We start from the raw sequence: 26,585 nt of genomic DNA, 5'->3' as shown, positions 1-26,585 counted from the left end.
CGTAGTGAGGTCAGGCGTCCGCTTTTTTAGGACTGCTGCGACCGCCCTTCTCCCCGGCACGCGCGGCGCGCTCCGGATCGTTTTTAAAATTGCCGCCGCTGTTTTTTCCGCCTTTACGTCCTGCTTCTGCGGCCCGTTCACGGTTTCCGGCAAAATTGCCTGAACCTCCACGATGTGTGGCCATGATCTGCTCCTGTCGCGTAGGGCGATAAATAAGAATAAAACGCAGAGGGCTGAAGCGCCGATCATAAGCTCAACCCATGCTTAAAGAATAGCCAGCTTCTCCTTTTACTCTGCTGACAGTCACATTTAGCAACTAACTAATCACCATAAATTTGATTAAACCGCGCAGATTCTGCCGGAAAACAACCGATTAGTTGCTGAATTATTGTCCGTGTATGCTCTCTCCGTGCCCGCATTACCCCCACATGTCAAAAGCTCTTCTATACTTTTTCTGCACGTTAAAACCACCTGGAGAGCTTTATGGCCAAGATTCTGGTGCTTTACTACTCAATGTACGGACATGTAGAAACGATGGCGAACGCGGTTGCTGAAGGCGCTCGTCGGGTTCCCGGTGCGGAAGTGGATATCCTGCGGGTACCAGAAACGATGGAGGCCGATCGCTTTGCACAGGTGGGCGGCAAAATCGATCAGCAGGCCGCTGAAGCGAGGCCTGACGTTCTGCCGCACTATGACGCAATTATCGTTGGTACCCCGACCCGCTTTGGCAATATGTCCGGCCAGATGCGCACGTTCTGGGATCGCACAGGCGGTCTCTGGGCTTCAGGTGCGCTTTACGGCAAGGTGGCCAGCGTCTTTACCTCAACCGGTACCGGCGGTGGCCAGGAACAGACTATTACGTCGGTCTGGACCACTCTGGCGCATCACGGCATGGTGATTGTGCCTATCGGCTATGGCACCCAAGAGTTGTTTGACATCTCTGAAGTGCGTGGTGGCACACCTTATGGCGCCACGACGCTGGCGGGCGGCGATGGTTCGCGTCAGCCAACCGAAGCGGAACTCAACATTGCCCGTTTCCAGGGTGAGCACGTTGCCGGACTGACTGTCAAACTTAAGGGCTGATTTCATTAAAGGAGAAAAGTATGTCTAGCGAACAATCAAAAGCACATCACGTCGGCGAATGGGCCAGTCTGCGTCATACCTCCCCGGAAATTGCTGAAGCCATTTTCGAAGTGGCTGATTACGACGAACGGCTGGCGGAAGAAATCTGGCGTCAGCAGGGCAGCGATGACGTTCTGATTCGCGCCTTTAAGAAAACCGATAAAGATCTGCTGACCTGGGATGATAAGCCCGTCGAGCGTAAAAACGTCTGATTCCAGGGCGGGACTTTCCCGCCCTTCCCTTTTTAGCGCACCAAGGAGTATGCGATGTCTTCCTATCAGAGCATTAATCCCGCAAATAACCAGTTGCTGAAAAGCTGGCCTTCACAAGACGCTGGTGCCGTCAGCCATGCGCTGGAGGTAGCCGACCGCCTGTTTCACTCCTCCTGGAGTAAAGGCGATATTCAGCCGCGTCTGCAGGTTCTGAAAAAACTGGCTGACCTGATTGATAGCCGCGCGGAAGAACTGGCGACGATTGCCAGTAAAGAGATGGGCAAGCTGATTGGTCAGAGCCGGGGTGAAGTGAAGATCTGTTCGCAGATTGCCCGCTACTACGCCGAAAACGCCGAACGCATTCTGCAGCCGGAAACCTATCCCAGCGCACTGGGCGAAGCCTGGGTCGAATATCATCCCATTGGTGTGCTGGTGGCCGTCGAGCCATGGAACTTCCCTTACTATCAGCTGATGCGCGTGCTGGCACCAAACCTGGCACTGGGTAACCCGGTGCTGGCCAAACATGCCAACATCGTGCCGCACTGCGCCGATGTTTTTGAGAAACTGGTTCGCGAAGCCGGTGCGCCGGAAGGCGCCTGGACAAATCTTTTCATCTCTAATGAGCAGGTTGCCGATCTGATCGCCGACGATCGTGTGCAGGGTGTGGCTCTGACCGGTTCCGAACGTGCCGGTAGCGCCGTCGCGGAGCAGGCAGGCAAGCACCTTAAGAAATCGACGCTGGAACTGGGCGGCAACGATGTGTTTGTGGTGCTGGATGATGCGGATCTGGATGAAGCGGTGCGTCAGGGGGTGCAGGCGCGCCTCAGCAACTGCGGTCAGGTCTGTACTGCCGCCAAGCGCTTTATCCTGCATGAGAAAATTGCCGACCAGTTTATCAGCCAGTTCAGCGATGCGCTAAGCGCTGCCACGCTGGGCGATCCACTGGATGAAAAAACCACGCTGGGGCCACTCTCCTCTGCTGATGCGCGTGACCGTCTGGTAAAACAGGTCGATGACGCGGTCGCCAGCGGCGCAAAACTGCTGATCGGCGGCAAAGCCGTTGAAGGAGAAGGCTGCTTCTATCAGCCGACGATCCTCACCGGCATTACCCCGGATAACCCGGCCTACTATCAGGAGTTCTTTGGCCCGGTTGCCCAGGTGTATGTGGTGGGTGACGATCAGGCTGCTGTCGCGCTGGCAAATGACTCCCACTACGGTCTGGGTGGTTCAGTCTGGACCCGCGACATTGCACGCGGACGCCAGCTGGCCTCCGCCATCGAAACCGGCATGGTCTTTATCAACTCGCAGAGCGATACCTCTGCGGAGCTGCCCTTCGGTGGGGTGAAACGTTCAGGCTATGGTCGTGAGCTGTCCGACCTGGGCATCAAAGAGTTTGCCAACCAGAAATTGGTGGTCGTGGCGGGATAACCGTTCCGGCGCCATAAAAAAACCCCGTCCTGACGGGGTTTTTTGTTATCAGCATCAGCAGGCACAGGGGATTACTGTGTCGCCCCGGCCGCCGGTTTAGTGTCGTCCTTGTTCGCGGTGGCAGGCGCGTTCGCGGTGGCAGGCGCGTTCGCGGTGTTAGTGCTGTCCGCTTTATCGCTGCCCGCGGCTTCCGCCGGGGACTTGTCTGTTTTTGCTTTTTCAGCAGACGCGTTATCGGCGGCATTCGCCTTGTCAGCCTTTTCCTTCTCAGCTGCCGCTTTCGCTTTTTCAGCCGCTGCTTTGTCCGCTCTGGCTTTCTCCGCCGCCGCTTTCTCCGCCGCCGCTTTTTCCGCTGCCGCTTTGTCGGCTTTGGTTTTCTCCGCCGCGGCTTTATCGGCATCAGCCTTCGCTTTGGCCGCTTCGGCGTCAGTCTGCGCCTTATCCGCCGCCGCATCCTGGGTCGCTGCCGCCTCTGCGCTGTCATCAGACTGCGCAGCTGCTGCCGGTTGTGGCGCAGCCGCAGGCTGCATTGGGGTTCCCTGCAACGCACTGTTCAGCACCTGCGAGAACTTATCCCAGCTGCAATAGCCGTTTGCATCGGTTTCACAACCCGCCAGCTGCAGCGTGACGCGCTTTGGCGGATTCTTCAGGCTCAGCACATCAGCATTACGCAACTGGTCGGCGCTCTGATAGACATACTCCACCTTAAGCAGATCTTTGTCGTTTTTCGCATCATGCCAGCGCTCAAACACCACCTGACCGCCAATTGGCGTTTTTTCGTAGGTATCCGGCAGATCATAAGGTTTGACCTGTAACGCACTCAGCAGCGAGGCGATATTGGAATCATGCCCGACCATCAGTGTCACTTTCGGCGCGTTGGCTTTGTCCTGATCCACTAACTGACTGCGGATATAATCCACCAGCGGCGCGGCAACTTCACGGGATACATCCGGGCTGGTGAACAGTGCATCCTGATAGCCATTCTTGATGGCCGACAGCTCTTTCCACTGTTCAGGCGTCTTGATCTGACCCCACGCCACCTGTTCCAGCGGGAAGCCTTCGTAATATTGCAGTGTGAACGCATCCATCAGTGAGTTACCCACTTTTAGCGGGCCACTGACGTTCGGCTCTTTGCCATTTTCTGCACTGAAGGTGTTCTGACCGCTGCTCAGGTCGCACTGCTTTTTGTTATTGCAGGCCGGTGAGGCTTTGTAATCAACAATCTTTTCCAGGCGCTGGAAGGCAGGCTTCAGCGACAGTTTCTCATTCGCGGCAGTCATCGCAGCCAGCGCTTTTTTGTTGAATGCTTCACTGCCGTCGGTGATGACCGGATTAAAGATAGGATCCATAGTGCCCATTTCATCCTGATGGGTGACGGCGACGTCACAGCCAGGGAAAGCACCATTAACAAAGAACTGGGCGGTCGCCACGGTACGCTGCAGGCTGTTGGCATACACAAAAACGTTATTGCTGTCCGGGCAGCTGCCGTTTTTCACCAGACCCTGCTGTGCCAGCCACTGACGGGTGTAGTTACCCATGTAGACTTCCAGCACGCCACCTTTCGTGGTCAGTTGTCCGCCAGGAACGTCCCACTGCGGCCAGCTTTTTTCGTCGACTGTTCCAGAACGCTGCCATTATCAGCCAGCGGCGCGCGCAGATTGTGGCGACTTAACATCAGCACCTGCTGGAGCTGAATATCACTGTCAGCCGCCAGGGCTACCGTACCGACCGGCAATGCAGCGAGTACTGACAATGCGCAAAGACTCAGTTTATTGATCATTGTGCCTATTCCATTCATTCAGTAAAGAAACACTCTGGCTATCAACCGATTAGCTCGCTTCAGAGCGATGTAGTCAACAGTGTAACTCAGCTCGCCTCAGAAAAGCGCCAGATGTTTGCAAAAACAGTGAGTGGACTATAGCAGAGATGGAACGGAGAAAGGCGTGCGCGGTGGCGCATCCGGGAAACCAGCCCGGTTTTTAACGCAGAATAAATCCGGGAAGGACAGAAACGAAACAGGCCAGCACTGCGTGCTGGCCTGTAAAATCTGGCGGAGGAGGAGAGATTCGAACTCTCGGATGGTTTCCCATCGGCGGTTTTCAAGACCGCTGCCTTAAGCCACTCGGCCACCCCTCCGTTTTAAAACTTTACTGCATTGGCAAAATCGTCAGATTCTGCCACTTTACGGTCCACTGATAACACAGGGAAGATAAAGTGGCGGAGGAGGAGAGATTCGAACTCTCGGATGGTTTCCCATCGGCGGTTTTCAAGACCGCTGCCTTAAGCCACTCGGCCACCCCTCCGCAATGACGCGCACTATAAACACCTCGATCCGCGATGTAAAGCATGATCCTGTCTGTTCGCCTGAAAAACAGTCAGATGGTGATTTTTCGCTGCGAAAATCGCCACTCTGCTCAAACAATTAGCAGTTTAACGCGTAAAGAAGGGTAAAACGCCTTTTCCCGCTTTTAGGGCCTGCGTATTCTCAGCGCATATCTGCTGTTCTGCTTAAAGGAGCGCAACATGGAAAGAATTGTCACCTCATCACAGTCCTCACTGCTGTCAACGCATCGGGTTTTGCGCAACACCTATTTTCTGCTTGGCCTGACGCTGGCCTTTTCGGCGGTGACGGCAACTGCCAGCACCCTTCTTGCCCTGCCTGCGCCGGGTCTGATCCTGATGCTGGTCGGCTTTTATGGACTGATGTTTTTAACTTATCGTCTGGCTAACAGCCCGATGGGGATTCTGGCGGCCTTTGCATTCACCGGCTTTCTGGGATACTGCCTGGGGCCGATTCTCAGCTCATTCTTAACCGCGGGCATGGGTGATGTTATCGCGCTGGCGCTGGGCGGAACCGCTCTGGTCTTCTTCTGCTGTTCAGCCTATGTGCTGACGACCCGTCGTGATATGTCCTTCCTGGGCGGCATGATGATGGCGGGTTTTGTAGTGCTGCTGGTCGCGGTAGTCGCAAATATCTTCCTGCAGCTGCCTGCGTTACATCTGGCGATCAGCGCGCTGTTTATTCTCTTTTCAGCCGGTGCGATTCTGTGGGAAACCAGCAATATCATTCATGGTGGTGAAACCAACTATATCCGTGCAACGGTCAGCCTCTATGTTTCGCTCTACAATATCTTTGTCAGCCTGCTCAGCCTGCTGGGATTCGCCCGCAGTAACTAAGGTGTTCTGTGCAATACGATAAAACCCCGCTCCGGCGGGGTTTTTGCTTTTTCTGACCGCCAGGTTTGATAAACTGCGCCGTCATCAATAAAGAGGATGTCACGTGAATTTTAACGGTAACGAAATCGCCGTCGATGCCGAAGGCTATCTGAAGCATCCCGACGACTGGAGTGAGGCGCTGGCGGCACACATTGCCGGGCAGGAAGGTCTCACCATGACGGAAGCGCACTGGGAAGTGGTTCATTTTGTGCGCGGGTTTTATCTTGAATACAACACCTCTCCGGCCGTGCGGATGCTGGTGAAAGCGATGGCACAGAAATATGGCGAAGAGAAAGGCAACAGCCGCTATCTGTTCCGGCTGTTTCCAGAAGGACCGGCTAAGCAGGCCACCAAAATTGCCGGCCTGCCTAAACCGGCTAAATGCCTGTAGTTAACTGATGCGGAAATCGCGTGGCGGCTCCGCAGGCTGATGCGGCTCCACCAGCACCTGCTCGACCCGTGCAGTGTGGGGCCCGCCCGCTTTAAGCCAGGCGAGCAGCGCATCAACCTGCTCCGCCTCACCCCAGGCCACGACCTCCACGCTGCCGTCGTCCAGATTCCGCGCATAACCCAGCACTCCGAGCGTTCTCGCTTCCGCCTGGGTGCTGTAACGGAATCCAACACCCTGCACGCGGCCATGCACCCAGGCCTTAAAACCGGTTGCTGACATAACTCTCTCCTGCTGCTGTTCGTTGCAATTTCCCGTTATCCACCGGACAATGGCGCCTCATTTTTTCAGGTAAGCATAGCAAACTATGACAGTCAGATTGATTCTCGCAAAGGGACGTGAAAAGTCCCTGCTCCGTCGCCATCCATGGGTCTTTTCCGGCGCCGTTGCGCGTCTGGAAGGCAAAGCGCAACTGGGTGAAACCATCGACGTCTGTGACAGCAACGGTAAGTTTCTGGCACGCGCCGCGTATTCACCCGCGTCGCAGATTCGCGCCCGCGTCTGGAGCTGGCAGGCTGATGAATCCATCGATATCGCCTTCTTTGTCCGCCGTTTTGAACAGGCACAGCAGTGGCGTCAATGGCTGGCGGCCCGCGATGGGCTGGACAGTTATCGCCTGATCGCCGGGGAGTCTGACGGTTTACCGGGCGTCACGATCGACCGCTTTGGCAACTTTTTAGTGCTGCAGCTGCTCTCCGCAGGCGCTGAATATCAGCGAGCGGCTATTATCACCGCCCTGCAGCAGTGTTTCCCGGGCTGCGCCATCTATGACCGTTCTGACGTCGCCGTGCGTAAGAAAGAGGGTCTGGCGCTGGCGCAGGGTACGGTAACGGGTGAATTGCCGCCGCCGCTGCTACCGATTACCGAACATGGTATGAAGCTGCTGGTTGATATCCAGGGCGGACATAAAACCGGTTATTACCTGGATCAGCGTGACAGCCGTCTGGCCACGCGTCGCTATGCGCAGGATGCCCGCGTGCTGAACTGCTTCTCTTATACCGGTGGATTCGCTGTTTCTGCCCTGATGGGCGGCTGCAAAGAGGTTATCAGCGTCGACACCTCACAGGAGGCGCTGGACGTGGCACGCCAGAACGTTGAGCTGAACGAGCTGGATCTCTCCCGCGCGCGCTTTGAGCGTGATGATGTCTTCAAGCTGCTGCGCCGTTATCGGGACAGCGGTGAGAAATTTGATCTGATCATTATGGATCCGCCTAAGTTCGTCGAAAATAAAAGCCAGCTGATGGGTGCCTGTCGTGGCTATAAAGATATCAACATGCTGGCCATTCAGTTGCTGAATCCGGGCGGGATTTTGATGACGTTCTCCTGCTCTGGCCTGATGGCAACCGAACTGTTCCAGAAAATTATCGCCGATGCTGCGCTTGATGCTGGTCGTGACGTCCAGTTCATCGAACAGTTCCGTCAGGCCGCCGATCACCCGGTGATCGCCAGCTATCCGGAAGGTCTCTACCTGAAAGGTTTCGCCTGTCGTGTGATGTGACTTGAAAATTCTGCTCCTGCCCCCATATTGAAAGGAGTATGTTTTTTTCGGAGGTCACTATGATTGCCAGTAAATTTGGTATTGGTCAGCAGGTTCGTCATCGTCTGTCCGGCGTACTGGGCGTTATCGTCGATGTCGATGCTGAATACTCACTGGATGAGCCTAAAATCGAAGACGTGGGTGCGGAAGAGAAGATGCGTACCGCGCCCTGGTATCACGTCGTGATGGAAGATGAAGAAGGCGATCAGGTGCATACCTACGTGGCTGAAATTCAGCTTTCAGGCGAAACCAGCGTGGAACATCCTGAGCAGCCTTCGATGGATGAGCTGGCCGCATCAGTGCGTCAGCAGCTTCAGGCGCCGCATCTGCGGCACTAATCTGTGGCGGCACCCTCTGCCGCCACGTTTTACTTTTAGCGAGAGATCCCCAGTCGCGGGATTTCAATTTTCGGACAGCGGTCCATAATAACCGTCAGTCCGGCATCCTGAGCCAGCACCGCCGCCTGCTCATTGATCACACCCAGCTGCAGCCATAATGTTTTTGCCCCGGCCGCAATTGCGTCCTGTGCCACTCCCCACGCGGCTTCAGCGTTGCGAAACACGTCCACAATATCAATCTCACCTGGCACTTCCGCCAGCGTGGCGTAAGCCTGCTGACCCAGCAAGGTTTTGCCTGCCAGTTTTGGACTGACCGGAATGACCTCATAGCCCTGATCGAGCAGATATTTCATTACACCAAAGCTGGGACGCTCGGGGCGATCGCTTGCCCCAACTAAGGCGATACGTTGGGTACGCGTCAGCACATCACGAATTGTCTGGTCGTTCATGTTTATCTCCTTTCAGGCCAGAATTGAGTGTAGATGCGTGCGCCCCCTGGCGGGTAAGGCGCTCACATAATTTATTGAGCCCGCGCACGAATAAATATGTTTAAATGTAAATTAACTGCCATAATGTAAAAATTTGCTACACATATTCTTTCTGTCACTGGTACCGGAGTTGAAATGAAGCTGTCGCTGGCTGTCACGGGGTTACTGGCTCTCCTCGTGTCGGCGTCCTGTTCTGCCATCACATTAAAGCTTGATCCTCAGATTGATCTGCTGGTGCTGGATGGTCGAAAGATTTCAGGTTCACTGCTTAAAGGAGCAGACAGCCTGGAGCTGGAACGCGGCCAGCATCAGTTTCTGTTTCGGGTAGAGCAGCAGTATAAAGGCCATAAAGATCACCTGACCGCCTGGCAGTCGCTGCCGATGATTGTCACCTTTACCGCCGCCGCCAAAACCCTGACTATCCGGCTACCGGCTCTGGAAACAAAGCGTGAGCGTGTTCATTTCGACCGCAACATGAATTTTCAGCTAGTGGATGAAAAAGGCGTCGAGATTAGCAGTGCGCGCGACCATCTGCCCGCAATGGCCCTCCCGGATATGGAAAAGGCGATGCTGAACTACAATCGTACCCGTCAGATCGCCTCGGTGCCCCGCTTTGCGCACGTCGCCGCTGACACTCCCTCTTCCGTGCAGTTAACCGCCGATCTGGACTGGACAACCCAGGCAGAACTGCCTTCGCTGCACCGCTGGTTCCAGCGCTTTGACGAAGCTACCCGTCAGCAGTTCCTGGCGCTGGTCAAAATGTTACGTACAAGTTGATAGTGCTGAAAAACCAGAGGTAAACTCATGATTTTCCGCCTGCTGACAGGCGTATGAGGAAGCTTCGATGGAACAGACGATTCGCACTCTTGGCATCAAAAAACATATTGCACTGGTCGCCCATGACCACTGCAAAGCCGCTCTGCTGGACTGGGTAAAACAGAATCAGCCCGCGCTGGAACCTCATCACCTCTATGCCACCGGCACCACAGGAAATCTGATCAACCGCGATACCGGCCTGAATGTGACCGCAATGCTGAGCGGACCAATGGGCGGCGACCAGCAGGTCGGCGCGCTGATTTCAGAAGGAAAGATCGATGCACTGATTTTTTTCTGGGACCCGCTCAACGCGGTGCCCCACGATCCGGATGTAAAGGCACTGCTGCGTCTGGCAACGGTCTGGAATATACCTGTCGCCACGAACCGCTCCACGGCTGACTTTATTATCCGGTCCCCCCTGTTTGCACAATCCGTCGCTATTCAGATCCCGGACTATGCGCGTTATCTGGCCGATCGTCTGAAGTAACTCAGGCTTTACGCAGCACCGGCACGCCCAGCTCGCGGAAATGGTCAACGAAGGGTGACGGCGCGGCCTTGTCGAACATCAGAAAAACCTGCTGGCGCGCGCGCGTCAGCGCCACATAAGCCAGACGGCGCTCTTCCGCATCCGGAAACGCCTCAGGCTGCGGCAACAGTCCCTGTTCGATCACGGACTCGCGGACTTCTGCCGGAAAACCCTCTCTACCCTGTCTCAGTCCCAGCAGAATGACGTAGTCCGCCTGCTGACCTTTGCTGGCATGTATTGTCATAAAGGTCAGATTAAGTTTTGGCCAGCGGGTCCGGGCTTTATCCAGTAAGTCAGGACGCAGGTAGTGATAACGTGCCAGCAGCAGGATCCGTTCATCCGGCTTCGCGTAGCCGCTGAGTTTATTCAGTAAAGCTTCAAGCTGGTCCTCTGCCAGCAGGGCAATCGACTTCTTATTGCCTTGAGTGATGCTGTTGAGTGGTTTTGCCAGCTGCTGGGGGTTCTGCTGGATAAACCGGTTGGCAATGTCGCCGATGCGATCGTTAAACCGGTAGGTTGTATCCAGCACACAACGGTCGCCCTCACCGAAGTAGTGATGAAACGCTGTGGTCAGCGTCATTTCTGCCCCGCTGAAGCGGTAGATCGCCTGCCAGTCATCGCCCACCGCAAACAGCGCAGTGCGCTTATTCTGCTGGCGCAGGGCGCTGAGCAGGGCGGCACGCTGAGGCGAGATATCCTGAAATTCGTCCACCAGAATGTGTTTCCACGGGCTGATGAATCGGCCTTTTTCCAGAATGGCGATCGCCTGGTGGATCAGACCGGAAAAATCAACGGCCCCCTCCTCTTTCAGGGCGCTCTTCCAGGCTTTCAGCAACGGCGCCATCAGTTTAATCCGTTTGCTGAATTGCTCCCGGATCGCCTCCGGCACCTCTGCAATCATGGCGGCCTGGGCACCGCCATGCATGCGCATCAGGCCAAGCCAGCGTTCCAGCCGCGTTGACAGGCGTTTTGCCAGTCTGTCATCTTCCCAGAAAGGTCCCTCCGGCACCTCCCACGCCAGTTCGTCGCGCAACCACTGACGCCAGCCGTTAGCCTGCGACTTTTTCTCGTGGCACTGTTGTCGCCACGTCTGAATCAGTAGCGTGCGACGCGCCTCGGCATCACTCTCCAGCTGGCTGACGACCGGCTGTTTGCTGCTGCCTTCGCGAATAATGTGCAATGCCAGCGAATGAAAGGTTCGCGCCTGAATCTCACTGGCCGACAGCCGCGACTGAATACGTGCATTCATCTCTTCGGCGGCTTCCCGGCCAAAGGCCAGCAGCAGGATCTGTCCGGCGCTGGCCAGATTACGCTGCATCAACCAGCCCGCCCGCGCGACCAGCACGGATGTTTTTCCGCTGCCTGCGCCTGCCAGCACCAGCAGAGAATCCTCGCCATTCACCACCGCCTCACACTGCGAAGGATTGAGCGGCGTACTTTCAACGCTGGCGAAGAAGGTCTGATAACGGGTCAGCATGGCCGCCGTCCAGTCGCGATTGCGCTGCCGCAGGGCCGCTTCGCCCTGCTCCAGCCACTGCTGACAGAACGTCAGGTTATCACGGCAGTCAGCAAACGCGTTCAGGCGGGCAAGCGGCAGGGGCAAAGCATCGAACTGATCGAGAATGCGGCTTTTCAGCCCCTGCAGCTCGTGGCGATTGAGCCAGCGGTCCTGTGCGCTGAAGGCCCGGATCTCATCGCTCAGGGCCTGCAGCACTTCGCAGCACACTGCACTCATCTCCAGGCTCCAGCGCTGCCAGGCCTGCATCAGATAGTGGTGAAAGCGCTGCGTCTCCTGCCATTCCGTTCCGTGCAGCCGCACCACTTTTTCATCTGCCAGTAAAAACTCCAGCTCGCCCCATACCAGCCCGCGCTTGCAGGCGATGTCCAGTAACTGGTTAAACGGGATCAGATACTCGTGCTTATCACCACTGACTTCGACGCCCGCCGCCAGCAGACGGACACGATTATAAGGATGCTGGGCAAGCCGTTTGCCCATCGAAGTTGCTTTCAGTTCCACGCCGACACCAACGTCAGAGAATAGGATTAGGGGGAGTTTACCTGTCAGACCCTTGGCGCTCCAGCCTTAAAACAAGCTAAACTTGGCGTCACATCTTGCGGAATGCAAAAGGAAAAGAAGATCATGCGCACTGTTTTAAATATTCTGAATTTTGTTCTGGGCGGCTTTTTCACCACCCTGAGCTGGCTGTTTGCCACGCTTGTCAGCATTGTGCTGATTTTTACCCTGCCGCTGACGCGATCATGCTGGGAAATCACCAAAATCTCGCTGTTGCCGTTTGGCAATGAGGCCGTGCATGTCGATGTGCTGCGGCCCGAAAGTAAGAGCGCCATCATGAACACCGGCGGCACCTTCCTGAATATTTTCTGGCTGATTTTCTTCGGCTGGTGGCTCTGTCTTTCTCATATTTCCGTGGGTATTGTGCAGTGTCTCAGCATCATCGGCATTCCGGTGGGGATTGCTAACTTTAAGATCGCCGCGATCGCGCTCTGGCCGGTGGGCCGTCGTGTCGTGTCGGTGGAAGAGGCGCGTGCCGCGCGCGAAGCCAATGCCCGCCGCTATTAATATGTTGTCACCGACACTGCCGGGCTGGCGCAAATATCTCTTTAACAGCACCTGGCGATATCTGCTGCGGATTTTGTTCGCGCTGAGCGGCTGTGCAGCAATCCCCTGGTGGCTGCAGCAGATTGAATGGACGATTCCGCTGACGCTGGGGGTCGTAGCGGCGGCGCTGGCCGATCTCGACGATCGGCTAACTGGCCGCCTGAAAAATCTGCTGATTACGCTGCTCTGCTTCTGCATCGCCTCAGTGTCTGTCGAATTGCTTTTTCCCTATCCGCTGGCGTTTATGGCCGGGCTGGCGATCTCCACCTGGGGTTTTATTCTGCTGGGTGCGCTTGGCCAGCGCTATGCCACCATCGCCTTCGGTGCGCTGCTGATTGCGGTTTATACCATGCTTGGAATCGGCCTGTTCAGCCAGTGGTATATGCAGCCGATACTGCTGCTGGTGGGCGCGCTGTGGTACAACCTGCTGACGTTGCTGGGTCATCTGATGTTTCCTGTCCGGCCGGTCCAGGAGCAACTGGCGGGCAGTTTTTCACAACTGGCCCGTTATCTGGATGCCAAGGCAAACCTGTTCGATCCGGATGCCGGCGACCAGGATGATGCTGCGTTTATAGATGCGGCGATGGTTAACAGTCAGCTGGTGGCCCAGCTTAACCTGACCAAAACCACATTGCAGAGCCGTCTGCGCGGCGATCGCGGTTCGCGCGGCACCCGCCGCAGCCTGCACTACTACTTTGTCGCGCAGGATATTCACGAGCGGGCCAGCTCATCTCATCTGCAATATCATCTGCTGCGCGGCGACTGGCGCTATAACGAAATTCTGTTTCGCTTTCAGCGTCTCCTTAATATGCAGGCTCAGGCCTGCCGTCAGCTGTCGCACTGTATTCTGATGCGCGAACGATGGGTCCATGACAGCCGGTTTGAGCGCGCCTTTGAGCGTCTGCAAAAGGCAATTGAACGTCTGGCACAGCATGAACCTGAAGCCGCCCATACGGGTGCGCTGTTCTGGCTATTACGCAATCTGCGCGCCATTGATGCACAACTGGCGTCAATTGAATCAGAACAGACGCTGGCCGGTGACGATCCTCAGCATAGTGATAATCTGCTTTCCCGGGAGGGATTGAGCGGCTGGAGTGACATCCGGCTGCGCTTCAGCCGCCATCTCTCCCCCGCCTCTGCGCTATTCCGGCATGCGGTGCGTATGTCAGTGGTGCTCTGCATCGGCTATGGTTTTATTCAAATCACCGGTCTGGAACGGGGATACTGGATTCTGCTGACCAGCCTGTTTGTCTGTCAGCCCAACTACAATGCCACGCAGCGACGGCTGGCATTGCGTATTGGCGGAACGCTGGCCGGAATTGCGATTGGCCTGCCCGTGCTATGGCTGGTCCCCTCCATTGAAGGCCAATTAATTCTGGTGGTGATTTCCGGCGTACTCTTTTTCGCCTTTCGTCAGGTCCAGTATGCCCAGGCCACCCTGTTTATTACCCTGCTGGTCCTGCTCTGCTTTAACCTTCTGGGTGAAGGATTTGAAGTCGCGCTGCCCCGGGTCGTGGATACATTGCTCGGCTGTGGTCTGGCCTGGCTGGCTGTCGCGTTCATCTGGCCAGACTGGCGATTTCGTCAGCTACCGGCAGTGGCAGAACGGACGCTGAAAGCCAACTGCCGCTATCTGGACGCGATCATGGAGCAATACCATCAGGGCAAAGATAACCGGCTGGCCTACCGCATCGCCCGTCGCGACGCCCATAATGCAGATGCTGAACTAGCCTCGGTGGTATCGAATATGAGCAGCGAGAGTCGCACCAGCCAGAAGCTGCGCGAATCCGCTTTTCAGCTGCTCTGCTCCAATCACTCTTTTTTAAGTTACATCTCGGCGCTGGGCGCACACCGCGATAAAATTACTGCGCCGGAGCTGCTGGCGTTACTGGATGACACCGTCTGCTATGTGGAAGATGTTCTTCAGACGGATGTGGTCAGTGATGAACAGGCTGAAACGATGCGTCATCAGCTGGCTCAGCGAATCAGCCAGCTGGCCGCACATGCAGATATGCGTGCGCCGCTGGTGCTGCAGCAACTCGGTTTGCTGGTGGCATTGATGCCTGAAATCGCTCGCCTGCGCCGCACGCTGATTACCGATCAGCCTTCGCCGCTTCTGGGATCGGCGCTGGATAACAGTGTGCGCTGAAACCAGGCGTCAAGCTCGGTCCGGGTAGCCTGCGGTAGCGCAGCGGCGTGATGACCCGTAATCGCCCCCTGCAGCGCCAGCAGGGTCTGAAAACCAACGTGCTGGTTGATCGCTTTAAGCTTCAGCCAGCAGCGTTTGGCGCCCATCTGATAAAGTTGATTAACACTCAGAACACCCGCCTCATAGAGCATCATCTCCATACGCACGCTGAGATTAGGCAGATCTTTTAATCGTGGCGAAGCCTGCCGATCTTCCAGCTCCAGTTGGGCCGTTTCTAATGAGGCAGCCGAGAGTGCCAGCAGATGTTCTGCATCGTGCCACAACGTTTCATCGACCCGAAAATAGTTAAGACTGACCAGCTTACCCCGCTTGCGAAAGATCAGGGGCTGAAGGGGACGCTCAGTGAGATATTGACGCAGAGGCTCACTGGCACGCAGGTAAAGATCATCTTTGTTGATCAGGGCGAAGACCACACTTTCAACCGCCAGCGCATAGCCACCAAACTGCGTACGGGACTCTATCGGGCCTAAGGGTGCCAGGCGCGCACAGGAGCGCTCTACAACCGGATTTACCTTTTTCATTACACCACCTCCATGTCAGAAATATCTTGTAAATTGCCTTGGGTATCAGGCAATTAGAAGATAGAAAAAAGCGACTACAGGTTCAATGAATAAATAGGGCTTCAACGCAGGTTGTCGCGTTTTTTGCGAGACGTTTTCAGAAATTTGGGTTGATCTTTATCCAGGATGACAGTACTGTATATTCATACAGTCCACTGCTGGTGATTACCTTATGCGAACACAACATCCTGATAATGCACGCTATGCACATCATTATGCCTCCTCATCTCTGTCGGCTTCTCAGCCCGGTGGCATTACTGAGCTACGTTACAGCGAGCAGCCTGGAATGATGCAGATGTTACTGCTGCCGCTGTTACAGCAACTGAGTCAGCAATCACGCTGGCAGCTCTGGTTAACACCGGCACACAAGCTGAATCGCAGCTGGCTTCAGGCATCGGGACTGCCGCTCGATAAAAGTATGCATATTGCTGATTCTGAACGCCTGAATGCGGTAGAAGCGATGGTTAAGGCGCTGCGAACAGGAAATTACAGTGTCGTTCTGGCCTGGATTCCTTACGAGCTTGATGAAGATGAGCGTCGTCAACTCGAAAATGCGGCGGCAGAAGGTGAAGCGATGGGGCTGATTTTGCGGGCAAGTGGAACGCATGAAGCGCCACTCAGACCGCAAACGGCCATAAAAATTCAGTCGGATTTGTTTCATTAAGTAAAAATCAGAAGTTTCCCAAGCTATTTTTCTTATCTGTCGTCGCTAAGCCACTGATTCTGTTAGTTCGAGTATTGACAATGGTTTAGCATGTTTTCAGGGCTTTTTGCCGCGACAATACTGCCAGGCTAATTGTTAGAATTTGTGTATAAACCGCTGTTTTTTTACAGTCGTGCCTCACATCATACTTGTAAGTTTCCAATCTCGTTGTAGACTTTATCTCGCCAGGGTGCTCAATAACCTCCGTTTTTTTGCGGTAGAGTCATAAGCGAGCGTTTGGACCCGGCGAAGGATTTAAACCAAGAGCAACCTTTTTGCTCATTGCCTATTTGGATGATAACGAGGCGCAAAATGAAAAAGACAGCTATCGCAATTGCAGTGGCACTGGCTGGCTTCGCTACCGTAGCGCAGGCCGCTCCTAAAGATGATACCTGGTACACCGGTGCTAAACTGGGCTGGTCTCAGTATCACGACACTGGCTACTACGGTCACGGTTACGAAAACAACAACGGTCCAACTCATGAAAGCCAGCTGGGCGCAGGTGCGTTCGTTGGTTATCAGGCAAACCCATACCTGGGCTTCGAGATGGGCTATGACTGGCTGGGCCGCATGCCGAACAAAGGCACTGTGACTAACGGCGCGTTCAAAGCACAGGGCATCCAGCTGGCTGCTAAACTGAGCTACCCAATTTATGACGACCTGGACGTTTACACCCGTCTGGGCGGCATGGTATGGCGTGCAGATTCCACACAGACTAACCCAACTACTGGCCGCATCAGCGACCACGACACCGGCGTTTCTCCGCTGGCAGCAGTTGGTGTTGAATATGCGCTGACTAAGAACTGGGCTACCCGTCTGGATTACCAGTGGGTTAACAACATCGGTGATGCACAGACCGTTGGTGCACGTCCAGACAACGGCATGCTGAGCGTAGGCGTTTCATACCGCTTCGGTCAGGATGACGTCGCTGCTCCGGCTCCGGCTCCGGCTCCGGCACCAGCTCCAGTTGTTGAAACCAAGCGTTTCACTCTGAAGTCTGACGTTCTGTTCACCTTCAACAAATCTACCCTGAAGCCAGAAGGCCAGCAGGCTCTGGATCAGCTGTACAGCCAGCTGAGCTCAATGGATCCTAAAGATGGTTCCGTTGTCGTACTGGGCTTCACCGACCGCATCGGTTCAGAGCAGTACAACCAGAAACTGTCTGAGAAACGTGCTCAGTCAGTCGTAGATTACCTGGTTTCTAAAGGTATTCCTTCTAACAAGATCTCTGCACGTGGCATGGGTAAATCTAACCCAGTTACCGGCAACACCTGTGACAGCGTGAAAGGCCGTAACGCCCTGATCGACTGCCTGTCTCCGGACCGTCGCGTAGAAATCGATGTTAAAGGCATCAAAGACGTTGTAACTCAGCCACAGGCTTAAGTTTTAACGTAATGAAAAACCCCGCCACGGCGGGGTTTTTTTATGTCTGTGGCCAACGCCAGTCAGCGCTCAGGCTGCTGCCCTGCCCGGTCAGTCGTTTTCCGTGCCCGACTTACCCAGGATGGCCTGCAAATCCTGCTTCAGACTCGACATCTGCGTCGCATATTTCTCTTTACGTTCGGCATCTTCAATCAGCTGAACGATCGTTTCCGACAGGGTACAGCCGCGCCGTTGCGCCAGTCCCGCGAGTCGCTGCCAGACCAGGTACTCCAGGTCGATCGACTTTTTACGGGTATGCTGATGTTCAGCGTTAAAATGGCGTTTACGCCGGGCACGAATAGTCTGCTTGAGCCGGTTATCGAGATCGGCGTGAATATGTTCCGCAATCCAGTCGTTCACCGACACCGGATTGTTCTCCATTGCCAGCAGTTTATCGACCGCTGCCTGCGCCGCACTCAATTCAAGGTGACGCGTGATCAGTTCACCTTCCCGATGTTTTTTCACCAGGTATTTCCACTTCCATCCACTTTCAAGATTTTCGAGTTGCTGGTATTTCATCGGAATCTCATCGTGATCACGTAACGAGCTAAGAATAACAGCTTTTTTCCCGGATGCAGCAACGAAAAACATGCTGTCGTCATCACATCTTCGACGGGAAGTCTGCAGTGCTTAACAAAGGTGAATCCTGTATAATCCCGCTTTTCTTCAAACAGACAAATGCGATTATTTTGACCAGCACCCAACTTACGTGGCAGACCTTACAGCCTGATAGCGCGCAATACCAATCCGTTTTCTCCCGAATTGCTGATGAAGAAACTGATGCTCTGGCAACGGTACAGCCCCGGTTGCTGAATGCGCTGGCGCATTTACATCACCAGACACAGGGATTCCCGTTACTGCTGGTCCGTAGCCAGGAGAATCGCGATTATCTGGCACTGATTGCTCAGGCCGCGCAGCGGGTCATCGCCGACAGCAGCTCGCTGTGGGGGGGTGATTACCATATCATGGCGGACAACGTCACGCTTCAGCCCCCTTCCGATCCTCAGCGTCCCTTCACCAGTCAGGGTGGCATTCACTTTGCCGAGTGGGTAGAAATGGAGCAACTGTTCGGCTGCGTGCGCCAGTATAAAGACCGGATTCAGCTGGAGCCGGGACTCATTCATCAGGCGAATGGCGGCACGCTGCTGCTGTCACTGCAAAGCCTGATCGCGCAGCCGATTCTCTGGTTACGCCTGAAAAAGTGTGTTGAGCAGGGCTATGTGGAGTGGATCTCTCAGGATGAGCGGAGGCCACTGCCCGTGTCGATTCCGCCTTTGCCCCTCAGACTGAATCTGGTCCTGTGCGGCGAACGTGAGACGCTGGCCGCGTTTCAGGAGCTCGATCCTGAAGCACATGAGATGGCTATCTATACTGAATTTGAGGAGAATCTTCAGATTCTGGATGAGGATGACATGTTAGCGTGGTGTCGCTGGAATGGTGATCTGGCGCAACAGGCGGGTCTGCCTCAGCCAGAAGCGGACTTCTGGCCGGAGCTGATCAAAGAAGGTGTACGCTACAGCGGCGACCAGGAAACGCTGCCGCTCTGCCCCCGCTGGCTGCAGCGGCAGATGCGTGAGTCAGCACTGATGGGCGATACGCTGAATGGTGAAGCACTGCGGGATGCGCTGGAAGCACGTCTGTGGCGCGAGAACTACCTTAACGAGCGGATGCGTGACGAGATCCTGCTGCGCCAGATCCTGATTGAAACCGAAGGGGAAGTGGTCGGCCAGATTAATGGTCTGTCGGTTGTCGAATATCCTGGCCATCCCCGTGCATGGGGCGATCCTTCACGGATTACCTGCGTGGTCCATCCCGGCGATGGTGAGTTCATGGATATTGAGCGAAAGGCGGAACTGGGCGGCAATATTCATGCGAAAGGCATGATGATTATGCAGGCTTACCTGATCGCTGAACTGGAACTCGATCAGCAACTCCCCTTCTCCGCCTCAATGGTTTTTGAACAGTCCTATTCTGAAGTAGATGGTGACAGTGCTTCACTGGCCGAACTCTGTGCCCTGATCAGCGCGCTGGCTAACCAGCCGATCAATCAGCAGATTGCCGTGACCGGATCGGTCGATCAGTTTGGCAATGTCCAGCCGGTCGGCGGCCTGAACGAGAAGATAGAGGGTTTCTTCGATATCTGCCACCAGCGGGAACTGACGGGCCAGCAGGGTGTGATTATTCCCGCGTGCAATGTGCGCCATCTTAGCCTGAACCAGGCGGTGGTTAGTGCGGTGGAACAGGGTCGTTTCCATATCTGGGCGATCGATCGCGCCGATGAGGCGCTGCCGCTGCTCACCGGTAAAATGTGGAGTACCGAAGATGGTCTGGGCGATTGCCTGCTGAATACCATTCAGGAACGCATCAGCCAGTTCAATCAGCCGGATGTTCCGCCACGTCCCTGGGCGCTGCGCTGGCTTAACTGGTTCAACCACCGTTAATCCGATTTGCTCAGCGTACAACTGTTCGCTAATATTCGTGATTCACTAAAACAAGGCTTATTGAAAACATGGTAGATAAACGCGAATCCTATACCAAAGAAGATCTGATCCTGTCAGGTCGTGGTGAACTGTTTGGCGAAAATGGTCCGCCGCTTCCATCTGGCAACATGCTGATGATGGACCGCGTGGTCAAAATGACCGAAGACGGCGGCAAATATGACAAAGGCTTTGTTGAAGCGGAGCTGGATATCAATCCTGATCTCTGGTTCTTCGGCTGTCACTTTATTGGCGACCCGGTGATGCCAGGCTGTCTGGGCCTCGATGCGATGTGGCAGCTGGTCGGTTTCTATCTCGGCTGGCTGGGCGGTGAAGGTAAAGGCCGTGCGCTGGGCGTGGGCGAAGTAAAATTCACCGGTCAGGTTCTGCCTGACGCGAAGAAAGTGACCTATCGCATTCATTTCAAACGCGTTATCAATCGTAAACTGGTGATGGGCGTGGCAGATGGTGAAGTACTGGTTGATGGCAATCTGATCTACACTGCCAGCGATCTTAAAGTCGGCCTGTTCAAAGACACAGCGGCTTTCTAAGCGTTTCCCCCGGAAACAAAAACCTCCGCGCATGGCGGAGGTTATTTCCCTTTTCAGTGACAGCCGGTTATGCAGCGACCGACCTGTCCTCCATGGCCTGTCGCCAACCTCCCAACCAGTGAGACTTAGCGTCAATCAACTGATACGGACACATCTCTTTTGAGCGTCCAGTAATGCCTGCCTGATAACCACGTGAATGGGCGCGTTCGAGGCGGTCTCGTTTCTGTCTCTTCATACTCCGTGTCCCTCATGTAAGGTCTGTGGAATCTGGTGGAAAGAAAAGTGGTGAATTAATGTTCAACCACCTTTAATGTTCTACCCCCTGCGCCCGCAAAGATCAATGCCCAATCTTCATACACGTGTCATAAATGTGACCTTATCCGGTAAAATTATTGCTGAACTGTGATGTGAACGACAACACTATCCTTCTGATTCAGCTAATAAAAAAGCCCCTGAGCCCGGTCGGTATATCGCGACCATCGCTCAGGGGCTTAGCTTATTTATTCATATTAATCTTAATTTAACGCAACCACACTATTGGCGATTTTCTGTGCCGTCTGCTGCCAGCCGACAGCCAGCGTTCTGACCATCGCGTCATAACCATCTTCGGTCTGCGGCAGTACCACGTTAAAGGCCTGTTTGGTCAGCCTGCCCTGATGTTCCAGCGTCCATTCGCCGCTGACGATCGCTTTGCCATCATAGCGTCCCTGGAAGCCGGTCACGGTCACGTTCAGCGTATCGTGCTGCGCACCTAACGGCGCTCCTGCCACCAGCCGGCCCGGCAGCGCCTTACTGAGGTTGGTGATCAGCGTCTGCTGCAGCTGCTGGTCGAGCGGGCTGGCCCAGAGATTGTTGGCAGCGATAACATATTTGACGTCGCTGGTCTGATAAACCAGGCCATTACCCGCCAGATAGTCCGGCACTGTAACCTGCTGCACCCATAGCATCGGCTCTGCTTCGGTCAGCTGACTGCTGCTGACCTGCATGGATGCTGCCCCGGAGGGCAGCTGATACCAGGTATCTTTAACGCTGCTACTGCACGCGCTCAACACCAGCGCGGCAGAAAGTATCAATCCTTTCTTCACTGTTTCGCCCTCTTCGGCTGGGGATCCTGTCCCGGTTTCGCCTCGAATACCAGCGCGTTGCTCTTGTTGTTAAGCGTTCTCAACACCGGCTGCAGCTCACGCAGTACCTGATCCAGTCGCTGCATATCGCCGACCAGCTTCGTGTAAGCCGGTGAACCGGGTTGCAGACCTTTCATGCTGCGATTCAGTTCACGCAGCGTCTGCTGCAGATCCTCAGGCAACGTTTTCATGGCCGGGCTCCCGGTCACTTTGTTGATGTTGTCGATGGTGCGCTGCAGGTCGCGCATCGTTTTCTGACTCTCTTTCAGCGTGCCCGTAGCTTCGTTGACCATGCCGTTCAGCGGCAGGCTGTTGATCTTATCCAGCGCCGCCATCAGTTTCTGCTGAATCTGGCTCAGGCCACCGCTGACCGTTGGGATCACTTCATAGCCTGACACTTTCTGCGGCCCTTTATAGGCTGGCGCATTGTCATAGAAGTCGAGGTCAACATAGAGCGCACCTGAGAGCAGGTTGCCGGTTTTCAGCGTGCCACGCAGGCCGCGCTTCTTACCATCCTGCAGATGCTGTTCCAGATCGAAGTTTTCACCCAGCCGGTTGATAAAGCGATCCGGCTCGATACGGATCAATACCGGTACGCGATAGTCGTTGTTCAGCGCCTGGTCCAGCCCCGCTTTTCTCAGCGGCGCCTGTGCGACCGTACCCAGACGAATGCCGCGGAACTCGACCGGCGCGCCAGCCTGCAGGCCACGAATGGAGTCTGAGAAGAACATCACGTAGTCGACATGATTGGTATAGAGTGAATCCTGGATGCTGCGCTGATCGTCAAACAGGTGATAGTCCGACTTATTCTGCGCAGGCTCACCCAGCTCCCAGCCATCCGGCACGTCAAAGCTGACGCCGCCGCTGAACAGCGTCGTCAGCGAGCCCATCTCCACCCGCATACCGGACGCGGACATATCTACGGCGATACCGCTGTCCTTCCAGAAACGTACGTTGGTGGTGATCAGACGATCGTAGGGCGCGGCCACAAACAACTGATAGGTCATCATGCGTTTATCGGTATCGAAAACGCTGGTTTCGACCGTGCCGACGCGATAGCCGCGAAACAGTACCGGATCACCTGGATTGAGCTGACCGGCCTTCTTGCTGTCGAGCACGATGCGGATCCCTTTGGCATCCGGCGGCGCCAACGGCGGTGCATCCAGTAGCTTAAACTGCTCCGGTGCCTGCGCTTTGCTGCCGGGCTGAAGTTCGATATAGGCACCCGATAACAGGGTACCCAGACCGCTGATGCCTTCACGTCCCACCTGCGGTTTAACCACCCAGAAAACGCTGTCGCTGTGCAGCAGTTTTTCCATGCCCGCATTCAGGCGCGCTTTGATTTCCACATGGTGAAGATCGTCGCTTAACACCGCGCTCTCCACCACACCGACATCCACACTGCGGCTTTTGATCGTAGTTTTGCCCGCTACGATGCCCTCGGCGTTTTCAGTAATTAAGGTGACTTCCGGGCCCTGATGGCTGAAGTGATAGAAGAGGATCCATCCGCCAATCAATAAGGTAACGATGGGGATAATCCAGACAGGCGACCAGCGCTTGATCTGCTCCACCTTTGCATGGCCGTGATTAGTTTCCGTCAAAACGCGACTCCTTCCTGTTATTTTCGCGTACACGATCCCAGGTTAACCGCGGGTCAAAGGTCATGGCCGCGATCATGGTGATAATCACCACCATCGCAAACAGCACCGCTCCCCACGCGGGATAAACATTCATTAACTGCCCCATGCGCACCAGCGCAGAGAGCACGGCAATCACAAACACGTCGATCATTGACCAGCGGCCAACAAACTCTACCACCTCATAAATTTTGTGCATCCGGTGGCTGTCGCGCCGGCCACGGCCACTGGCATCCCAGCAGAGCCAGCCAATCGCTACCATTTTCAGCGAAGGCACCATAATGCTGGCGATAAAGATAACCAGTGCCACAGGATACGAGCCCTCTCCCCACAGCAGAATGACACCCGCCATGATATTGGAAGGATAGGCGGTGCCGAGCGTTTCCGTCACCATGATCGGCATCAGGTTAGCCGGAATATAGATCAATACGGAGGTCATCAGCAGCGCCAGCGTCCACTGCAGGCTGTGCTTGCGGCGGGCATGAGCAGTCACCCCGCAGCGCGAACAGACAGGCTCTTCGGCGGGCAGGATGGCGGTACAGCAGGGACAGGATCGCAGCCCCTGCTCTAACCCGCTGATGCCCGCTTCAGGCAGATGGGGTAAGGCGGGCTGGGGTAACAGCCTGTCCCACAACTCGCGGCGGTCAACGCACTGGAAAGCCCGCAGCTGCAGCAGGCAGAACAGCACCCAGGGCCAGAAACTGGTTTCCAGGCCGATCTCGCCGTAGGCCATCAGCTTGACAAAGCTGACCAGCACGCCAGCCATAAAAATTTCTGCCATGCCCCAGTTTCGCAACCGGAAAAGTATGCGTGCCAGACCAACCCGGAGGGAGAGAGGCAGCGGGACCGGGTTGACCAGCAGAATAATGGTGATCAGACAGAAGGCCGGAACCGCCTGCACAAACAGCAGGAACAGCGTCGCCAGGCTGCTGTAATCCTCTGACACCATGACTTTCGGAATCTGGGCCAGCGTAATCTGGCTGGTCAGCCCCGCCACTTTCATGGAGACAAAAGGAAACAGATTCGCCAGCACCAGCATAAACAGCGCCGCCAGCGCATAGCCCGTGGGCCGTTTACGCGGTTCGTGCCAGCTGGCCGTCAGCGTGGTGTGGCAGCGCGGGCAGGAGGCACGGCTGCCGACGGGAATATCCGGCAGCTTAATCATTAAATCGCACTGTGGACAGAGCATCCACGCGTTACTTTTCACTGCTGAACACATCCGTTCACCCCGCCTTACGCGCCGTTTTTCAGCGATTCCAGCTCTTCCCAGCGCGCAAAAGCGGTTTCCAGCTCCTGCTCGGTCTGAGCCAGCTCATCCAGCACCGGTTGTGTCTGATCGTGTGCCTGACTGAAGAAGTCCGGATGACTCATTTTCGTCTGCAACTCACCGATGCGGGCTTCCAGCTGCTCCAGTTTCTGCGGCAACTGTTCCAGCTCACGCGTCAGATTGTAGCTGAGTTTATTCACGCTACGCTTAACGTCGTTTTTTTCTGCGGCGGGCTTAGCCGGCGGTGCAACGGCTTTCGCGGGTGCCGCAGAACGGTGCTGCCGATAGGCCGCACGCTGCTGCTGGGCATCATGATAGCCGCCAACAAAGGCGCCGATCTCGCCGTTACCTTCAAAGATCCAGCATTCAGTGACGGTATTGTCGACAAACTGACGGTCGTGGCTGACCAGCAACACGGTGCCCTGATAGCCGGCGATCAGCTCTTCCAGCAGCTCCAGCGTTTCAACGTCGAGGTCGTTGGTCGGTTCATCCAGAATCATCAGGTTGCTGGGACGCAGGAACAGACGCGCCAGCAGCAGGCGGTTACGCTCCCCTCCCGAAAGGGCTCGCACTGGTGTCATGGCACGCTTCGGATGGAACAGAAAGTCCTGCAGATAGCCCAGCACATGGCGCGGCTTACCGTTAACCATCACCTCCTGCTTGCCTTCTGCCAGATTATCCATCACGGTGCGATCCGGGTCCAGCTCGGCACGATGCTGGTCAAAGTAGGCTACTTCCAGCTTGGTGCCAGCGTGCACGCGGCCATGATCGGCTTTCAGCTTCTGCAGCATCAGCCGCAGCAGCGTGGTTTTACCACAACCGTTCGGGCCGATCAGCGCGATCTTGTCGCCACGCAGCACCTGCGCAGAGAAATCTTTCACCAGCGTTTTGCCGTCTACCGCGTAGTCGACATTTTCCAGCTCAAAGACGATCTTACCGGAGCGGGAGGCTTCGCCCACCTGCATGTTAGCTTTACCCATCACTTCACGACGTTCAGAGTGCTCACGACGTAACGCTTTCAGCGCGCGTACACGGCCTTCATTACGGGTACGACGCGCCTTGATGCCCTGGCGGATCCAGACCTCTTCCTGCGCCAGCTTGCGGTCAAATTCCGCGTTCTGCATCTCTTCGACGCGCAGCGCTTCCTCTTTGCCTTCCAGGTAGAGATCATAATTCCCTGGCCAGGAAACCAGCTTGCCACGGTCGAGATCGACGATGCGGGTCGCCATATTGCGAATGAATGAACGGTCATGCGAAATAAAGACGATGCTGCCGCTGAAGTTCTTCAGGAACGTCTCCAGCCAGTCGATAGTTTCGATATCCAGGTGGTTAGTCGGTTCATCCAGCATCAGAACGCGCGGATTACTGACCAGCGCACGGCCCAGCGCCGCTTTACGCAGCCAGCCGCCAGAAAGCGACGACAGCTCGGTATCGGGCTTCAGGCCAATCTGCTCCAGCACATCATGGATGCGGCTCTCCAGCTGCCACAGGTTCTGATGGTCGAGAATGCTCTGCAGGCGCGCCATCTCATTGAGATTTTTATCGCTGGGATCTTCCATCACCACATGGGAAATAGCGTGATAGGCTTTGAGATGCTCAGCCTGCTCTTCCACGCCCTCGGCCACGAAGTCATAGACCGAACCGGTAATATTGCGCGGCGGATCCTGCTGCAGACGCGCCACCACCAGATCGGTTTCATAAATAATGCGGCCATCATCCAGTGGCTGTTCGCCGTTGATGATTTTCATCAGTGTGGATTTACCCGCACCGTTGCGGCCAACCAGACAGACGCGCTCGTTCTCTTCGATATGCAGTTCGGTATTGTCTAACAGCGGTGCATCACTGAACGAGAGATAGGCACCGTGGATACTGATTAATGACATG

Annotated in this window: 26 protein-coding genes, 2 tRNA genes and 1 pseudogene; 15 read left to right on the top strand and 14 right to left on the bottom strand. The window is 55.4% G+C overall.

What is annotated here, in order from left to right; genetic code table 11:
* Positions 1 to 10: 10 nt before the first annotated feature.
* On the bottom strand, positions 11 to 184 hold the full coding sequence (locus ACLHDD_RS04100) for a general stress protein (RefSeq protein WP_427103048.1): 174 nt from the start codon (positions 182 to 184) through the stop codon (positions 11 to 13).
* 299 nt (positions 185 to 483) lie between these two features.
* On the opposite strand from ACLHDD_RS04100, the gene wrbA reads away from it, so the two are divergent.
* Genes wrbA through ACLHDD_RS04085 form a run of 3 tightly spaced genes read left to right on the top strand, consistent with a single transcriptional unit; the run spans position 484 to position 2,762 of the window.
* Entirely contained in the window at positions 484 to 1,083 is a 600-nt protein-coding gene (wrbA, locus tag ACLHDD_RS04095) for an NAD(P)H:quinone oxidoreductase (protein ID WP_427103047.1), read from the top strand.
* 20 nt (positions 1,084 to 1,103) lie between these two features.
* The gene (locus tag ACLHDD_RS04090) at positions 1,104 to 1,334 is read left to right on the top strand and encodes a YccJ family protein (protein ID WP_427103046.1); all 231 of its coding nucleotides are present in this window, start codon (positions 1,104 to 1,106) and stop codon (positions 1,332 to 1,334) included.
* A gap of 54 nt (positions 1,335 to 1,388) precedes the next feature.
* Entirely contained in the window at positions 1,389 to 2,762 is a 1,374-nt protein-coding gene (locus ACLHDD_RS04085) for an NAD-dependent succinate-semialdehyde dehydrogenase (RefSeq protein WP_427103045.1), read from the top strand.
* A gap of 71 nt (positions 2,763 to 2,833) precedes the next feature.
* On the opposite strand, the pseudogene agp reads toward ACLHDD_RS04085, so the two are convergent.
* The 3 genes and pseudogenes from agp to ACLHDD_RS04070 all read right to left on the bottom strand — a co-directional run bounded on the left by agp (position 2,834) and on the right by ACLHDD_RS04070 (position 5,065).
* A pseudogene (agp, locus tag ACLHDD_RS04080) lies at positions 2,834 to 4,542 on the bottom strand (bifunctional glucose-1-phosphatase/inositol phosphatase).
* Positions 4,543 to 4,810: 268 nt separating this feature from the next.
* A tRNA-Ser gene (locus tag ACLHDD_RS04075) sits at positions 4,811 to 4,898 on the bottom strand.
* A 79-nt stretch (positions 4,899 to 4,977) separates the two neighbouring features.
* Positions 4,978 to 5,065, bottom strand: a tRNA-Ser gene (locus ACLHDD_RS04070).
* 220 nt (positions 5,066 to 5,285) lie between these two features.
* On the opposite strand from ACLHDD_RS04070, the gene yccA reads away from it, so the two are divergent.
* Both yccA and ACLHDD_RS04060 read left to right on the top strand, forming a co-directional pair.
* On the top strand, positions 5,286 to 5,939 hold the full coding sequence (gene yccA / locus ACLHDD_RS04065; RefSeq protein ID WP_003850014.1) for an FtsH protease modulator YccA: 654 nt from the start codon (positions 5,286 to 5,288) through the stop codon (positions 5,937 to 5,939).
* 103 nt (positions 5,940 to 6,042) lie between these two features.
* Complete coding sequence (locus ACLHDD_RS04060; RefSeq protein WP_427103044.1) at positions 6,043 to 6,369, top strand: TusE/DsrC/DsvC family sulfur relay protein; 327 nt, start codon at positions 6,043 to 6,045, stop codon at positions 6,367 to 6,369.
* On the opposite strand, the gene yccX is transcribed toward ACLHDD_RS04060, so the two are convergent.
* On the bottom strand, positions 6,370 to 6,648 hold the full coding sequence (gene yccX, locus ACLHDD_RS04055; RefSeq protein ID WP_427103043.1) for an acylphosphatase: 279 nt from the start codon (positions 6,646 to 6,648) through the stop codon (positions 6,370 to 6,372).
* A gap of 85 nt (positions 6,649 to 6,733) precedes the next feature.
* Between yccX and rlmI the strand changes: the two genes are divergently transcribed.
* Positions 6,734 to 7,924, top strand: a complete 1,191-nt coding sequence (gene rlmI / locus ACLHDD_RS04050) for a 23S rRNA (cytosine(1962)-C(5))-methyltransferase RlmI (protein WP_427103042.1) — start codon at positions 6,734 to 6,736, stop codon at positions 7,922 to 7,924.
* Between the two features lie 59 nt (positions 7,925 to 7,983).
* Positions 7,984 to 8,301, top strand: coding sequence for a heat shock protein HspQ (gene hspQ / locus ACLHDD_RS04045; RefSeq protein ID WP_313652437.1), 318 nt, complete (start codon positions 7,984 to 7,986; stop codon positions 8,299 to 8,301).
* Between the two features lie 35 nt (positions 8,302 to 8,336).
* Here the strand turns inward: hspQ and ACLHDD_RS04040 are convergent, their stop codons facing one another.
* Positions 8,337 to 8,750, bottom strand: coding sequence for a CoA-binding protein (locus tag ACLHDD_RS04040; protein WP_427103041.1), 414 nt, complete (start codon positions 8,748 to 8,750; stop codon positions 8,337 to 8,339).
* Between the two features lie 174 nt (positions 8,751 to 8,924).
* On the opposite strand from ACLHDD_RS04040, the gene ACLHDD_RS04035 reads away from it, so the two are divergent.
* Together ACLHDD_RS04035 and mgsA are read left to right on the top strand one after the other, a co-directional pair.
* Positions 8,925 to 9,566 carry a YccT family protein gene (locus ACLHDD_RS04035; RefSeq protein ID WP_427103040.1) on the top strand — a complete coding sequence of 214 codons (642 nt, stop codon included), beginning with the start codon at positions 8,925 to 8,927 and terminating at the stop codon, positions 9,564 to 9,566.
* Positions 9,567 to 9,633: 67 nt separating this feature from the next.
* Positions 9,634 to 10,092, top strand: coding sequence for a methylglyoxal synthase (mgsA, locus tag ACLHDD_RS04030; protein WP_427103039.1), 459 nt, complete (start codon positions 9,634 to 9,636; stop codon positions 10,090 to 10,092).
* A 1-nt stretch (position 10,093) separates the two neighbouring features.
* Here mgsA and helD read toward each other — a convergent pair whose 3' ends face one another.
* The gene (helD, locus tag ACLHDD_RS04025; RefSeq protein WP_427103038.1) at positions 10,094 to 12,148 is read right to left on the bottom strand and encodes a DNA helicase IV; all 2,055 of its coding nucleotides are present in this window, start codon (positions 12,146 to 12,148) and stop codon (positions 10,094 to 10,096) included.
* A gap of 123 nt (positions 12,149 to 12,271) precedes the next feature.
* Here helD and ACLHDD_RS04020 point away from each other — a divergent pair, with 123 nt between their 5' ends.
* Together ACLHDD_RS04020 and yccS are read left to right on the top strand one after the other, a co-directional pair.
* Positions 12,272 to 12,712: a YccF domain-containing protein gene (locus tag ACLHDD_RS04020; RefSeq protein ID WP_111141672.1), complete on the top strand. Its 441-nt coding sequence runs from the start codon at positions 12,272 to 12,274 to the stop codon at positions 12,710 to 12,712.
* Positions 12,696 to 14,900 carry a YccS family putative transporter gene (yccS, locus tag ACLHDD_RS04015; RefSeq protein WP_427105164.1) on the top strand — a complete coding sequence of 735 codons (2,205 nt, stop codon included), beginning with the start codon at positions 12,696 to 12,698 and terminating at the stop codon, positions 14,898 to 14,900. The genes ACLHDD_RS04020 and yccS overlap by 17 nt, the downstream gene beginning before the upstream one ends.
* On the opposite strand, the gene ACLHDD_RS04010 is transcribed toward yccS, so the two are convergent.
* Positions 14,852 to 15,481, bottom strand: coding sequence for a TfoX/Sxy family DNA transformation protein (locus tag ACLHDD_RS04010; RefSeq protein WP_427103037.1), 630 nt, complete (start codon positions 15,479 to 15,481; stop codon positions 14,852 to 14,854). The two genes, yccS and ACLHDD_RS04010, sit on opposite strands and share 49 nt — an antisense overlap.
* A gap of 211 nt (positions 15,482 to 15,692) precedes the next feature.
* Here ACLHDD_RS04010 and sulA point away from each other — a divergent pair, with 211 nt between their 5' ends.
* Positions 15,693 to 16,184, top strand: a complete 492-nt coding sequence (gene sulA, locus ACLHDD_RS04005) for an SOS-induced cell division inhibitor SulA (RefSeq protein WP_427103036.1) — start codon at positions 15,693 to 15,695, stop codon at positions 16,182 to 16,184.
* 351 nt (positions 16,185 to 16,535) lie between these two features.
* Positions 16,536 to 17,606 carry a porin OmpA gene (gene ompA / locus ACLHDD_RS04000; RefSeq protein ID WP_111141680.1) on the top strand — a complete coding sequence of 357 codons (1,071 nt, stop codon included), beginning with the start codon at positions 16,536 to 16,538 and terminating at the stop codon, positions 17,604 to 17,606.
* A gap of 90 nt (positions 17,607 to 17,696) precedes the next feature.
* On the opposite strand, the gene matP is transcribed toward ompA, so the two are convergent.
* Positions 17,697 to 18,164 (bottom strand): macrodomain Ter protein MatP, encoded by a 468-nt coding sequence (gene matP / locus ACLHDD_RS03995; RefSeq protein ID WP_313652450.1) that lies wholly within the window; start codon positions 18,162 to 18,164, stop codon positions 17,697 to 17,699.
* A gap of 53 nt (positions 18,165 to 18,217) precedes the next feature.
* On the opposite strand from matP, the gene ACLHDD_RS03990 reads away from it, so the two are divergent.
* Both ACLHDD_RS03990 and fabA read left to right on the top strand, forming a co-directional pair.
* The gene (locus ACLHDD_RS03990; RefSeq protein WP_427103035.1) at positions 18,218 to 20,086 is read left to right on the top strand and encodes an AAA family ATPase; all 1,869 of its coding nucleotides are present in this window, start codon (positions 18,218 to 18,220) and stop codon (positions 20,084 to 20,086) included.
* Positions 20,087 to 20,154: 68 nt separating this feature from the next.
* Positions 20,155 to 20,673 (top strand): bifunctional 3-hydroxydecanoyl-ACP dehydratase/trans-2-decenoyl-ACP isomerase, encoded by a 519-nt coding sequence (fabA, locus tag ACLHDD_RS03985; RefSeq protein WP_009091047.1) that lies wholly within the window; start codon positions 20,155 to 20,157, stop codon positions 20,671 to 20,673.
* Positions 20,674 to 20,740: 67 nt separating this feature from the next.
* Here the strand turns inward: fabA and rmf are convergent, their stop codons facing one another.
* The 5 genes from rmf to ACLHDD_RS03960 form a co-directional block, all read right to left on the bottom strand.
* Entirely contained in the window at positions 20,741 to 20,908 is a 168-nt protein-coding gene (gene rmf / locus ACLHDD_RS03980; protein ID WP_008925875.1) for a ribosome modulation factor, read from the bottom strand.
* A gap of 280 nt (positions 20,909 to 21,188) precedes the next feature.
* Positions 21,189 to 21,758, bottom strand: coding sequence for a membrane integrity-associated transporter subunit PqiC (gene pqiC, locus ACLHDD_RS03975; RefSeq protein ID WP_427103034.1), 570 nt, complete (start codon positions 21,756 to 21,758; stop codon positions 21,189 to 21,191).
* Positions 21,755 to 23,398: an intermembrane transport protein PqiB gene (pqiB, locus tag ACLHDD_RS03970; protein ID WP_427103033.1), complete on the bottom strand. Its 1,644-nt coding sequence runs from the start codon at positions 23,396 to 23,398 to the stop codon at positions 21,755 to 21,757. The genes pqiC and pqiB overlap by 4 nt, the downstream gene beginning before the upstream one ends.
* Complete coding sequence (gene pqiA / locus ACLHDD_RS03965) at positions 23,385 to 24,653, bottom strand: membrane integrity-associated transporter subunit PqiA (RefSeq protein ID WP_427103032.1); 1,269 nt, start codon at positions 24,651 to 24,653, stop codon at positions 23,385 to 23,387. The genes pqiB and pqiA overlap by 14 nt, the downstream gene beginning before the upstream one ends.
* A 14-nt stretch (positions 24,654 to 24,667) precedes the next feature.
* Positions 24,668 to 26,584, bottom strand: a complete 1,917-nt coding sequence (locus ACLHDD_RS03960) for an ABC transporter ATP-binding protein (protein WP_427103031.1) — start codon at positions 26,582 to 26,584, stop codon at positions 24,668 to 24,670.
* Position 26,585: the final 1 nt, after the last annotated feature.

This window comes from Pantoea sp. NSTU24, from assembly GCF_050157905.1.
Lineage (GTDB): Bacteria > Pseudomonadota > Gammaproteobacteria > Enterobacterales > Enterobacteriaceae > Pantoea.
Note: the sequence above shows the minus strand (reverse complement) of the source record. Positions and strands in the feature narration are given on the sequence as shown.

What these genes read in the sequence shown, in the direction of transcription:
- rlmI (WP_427103042.1), top strand. Translation starts at nt 6,734, where the DNA reads ATGACAGTCAGATTGATTCTCGCAAAGGGACGTGAAAAGTCCCTGCTC.
- ACLHDD_RS03990 (WP_427103035.1), top strand. Translation starts at nt 18,218, where the DNA reads ATGCAGCAACGAAAAACATGCTGTCGTCATCACATCTTCGACGGGAAG.
- ACLHDD_RS03960 (WP_427103031.1), bottom strand. Translation starts at nt 26,584, where the DNA reads ATGTCATTAATCAGTATCCACGGTGCCTATCTCTCGTTCAGTGATGCA.
- sulA (WP_427103036.1), top strand. Translation starts at nt 15,693, where the DNA reads ATGCGAACACAACATCCTGATAATGCACGCTATGCACATCATTATGCC.
- matP (WP_313652450.1), bottom strand. Translation starts at nt 18,164, where the DNA reads ATGAAATACCAGCAACTCGAAAATCTTGAAAGTGGATGGAAGTGGAAA.
- ACLHDD_RS04090 (WP_427103046.1), top strand. Translation starts at nt 1,104, where the DNA reads ATGTCTAGCGAACAATCAAAAGCACATCACGTCGGCGAATGGGCCAGT.
- ACLHDD_RS04085 (WP_427103045.1), top strand. Translation starts at nt 1,389, where the DNA reads ATGTCTTCCTATCAGAGCATTAATCCCGCAAATAACCAGTTGCTGAAA.
- ompA (WP_111141680.1), top strand. Translation starts at nt 16,536, where the DNA reads ATGAAAAAGACAGCTATCGCAATTGCAGTGGCACTGGCTGGCTTCGCT.
- pqiA (WP_427103032.1), bottom strand. Translation starts at nt 24,653, where the DNA reads ATGTGTTCAGCAGTGAAAAGTAACGCGTGGATGCTCTGTCCACAGTGC.
- fabA (WP_009091047.1), top strand. Translation starts at nt 20,155, where the DNA reads ATGGTAGATAAACGCGAATCCTATACCAAAGAAGATCTGATCCTGTCA.
- yccA (WP_003850014.1), top strand. Translation starts at nt 5,286, where the DNA reads ATGGAAAGAATTGTCACCTCATCACAGTCCTCACTGCTGTCAACGCAT.
- ACLHDD_RS04100 (WP_427103048.1), bottom strand. Translation starts at nt 184, where the DNA reads ATGGCCACACATCGTGGAGGTTCAGGCAATTTTGCCGGAAACCGTGAA.
- mgsA (WP_427103039.1), top strand. Translation starts at nt 9,634, where the DNA reads ATGGAACAGACGATTCGCACTCTTGGCATCAAAAAACATATTGCACTG.
- wrbA (WP_427103047.1), top strand. Translation starts at nt 484, where the DNA reads ATGGCCAAGATTCTGGTGCTTTACTACTCAATGTACGGACATGTAGAA.
- ACLHDD_RS04035 (WP_427103040.1), top strand. Translation starts at nt 8,925, where the DNA reads ATGAAGCTGTCGCTGGCTGTCACGGGGTTACTGGCTCTCCTCGTGTCG.
- hspQ (WP_313652437.1), top strand. Translation starts at nt 7,984, where the DNA reads ATGATTGCCAGTAAATTTGGTATTGGTCAGCAGGTTCGTCATCGTCTG.
- ACLHDD_RS04020 (WP_111141672.1), top strand. Translation starts at nt 12,272, where the DNA reads ATGCGCACTGTTTTAAATATTCTGAATTTTGTTCTGGGCGGCTTTTTC.
- yccX (WP_427103043.1), bottom strand. Translation starts at nt 6,648, where the DNA reads ATGTCAGCAACCGGTTTTAAGGCCTGGGTGCATGGCCGCGTGCAGGGT.
- rmf (WP_008925875.1), bottom strand. Translation starts at nt 20,908, where the DNA reads ATGAAGAGACAGAAACGAGACCGCCTCGAACGCGCCCATTCACGTGGT.
- yccS (WP_427105164.1), top strand. Translation starts at nt 12,696, where the DNA reads ATGCCCGCCGCTATTAATATGTTGTCACCGACACTGCCGGGCTGGCGC.
- ACLHDD_RS04040 (WP_427103041.1), bottom strand. Translation starts at nt 8,750, where the DNA reads ATGAACGACCAGACAATTCGTGATGTGCTGACGCGTACCCAACGTATC.
- ACLHDD_RS04010 (WP_427103037.1), bottom strand. Translation starts at nt 15,481, where the DNA reads ATGAAAAAGGTAAATCCGGTTGTAGAGCGCTCCTGTGCGCGCCTGGCA.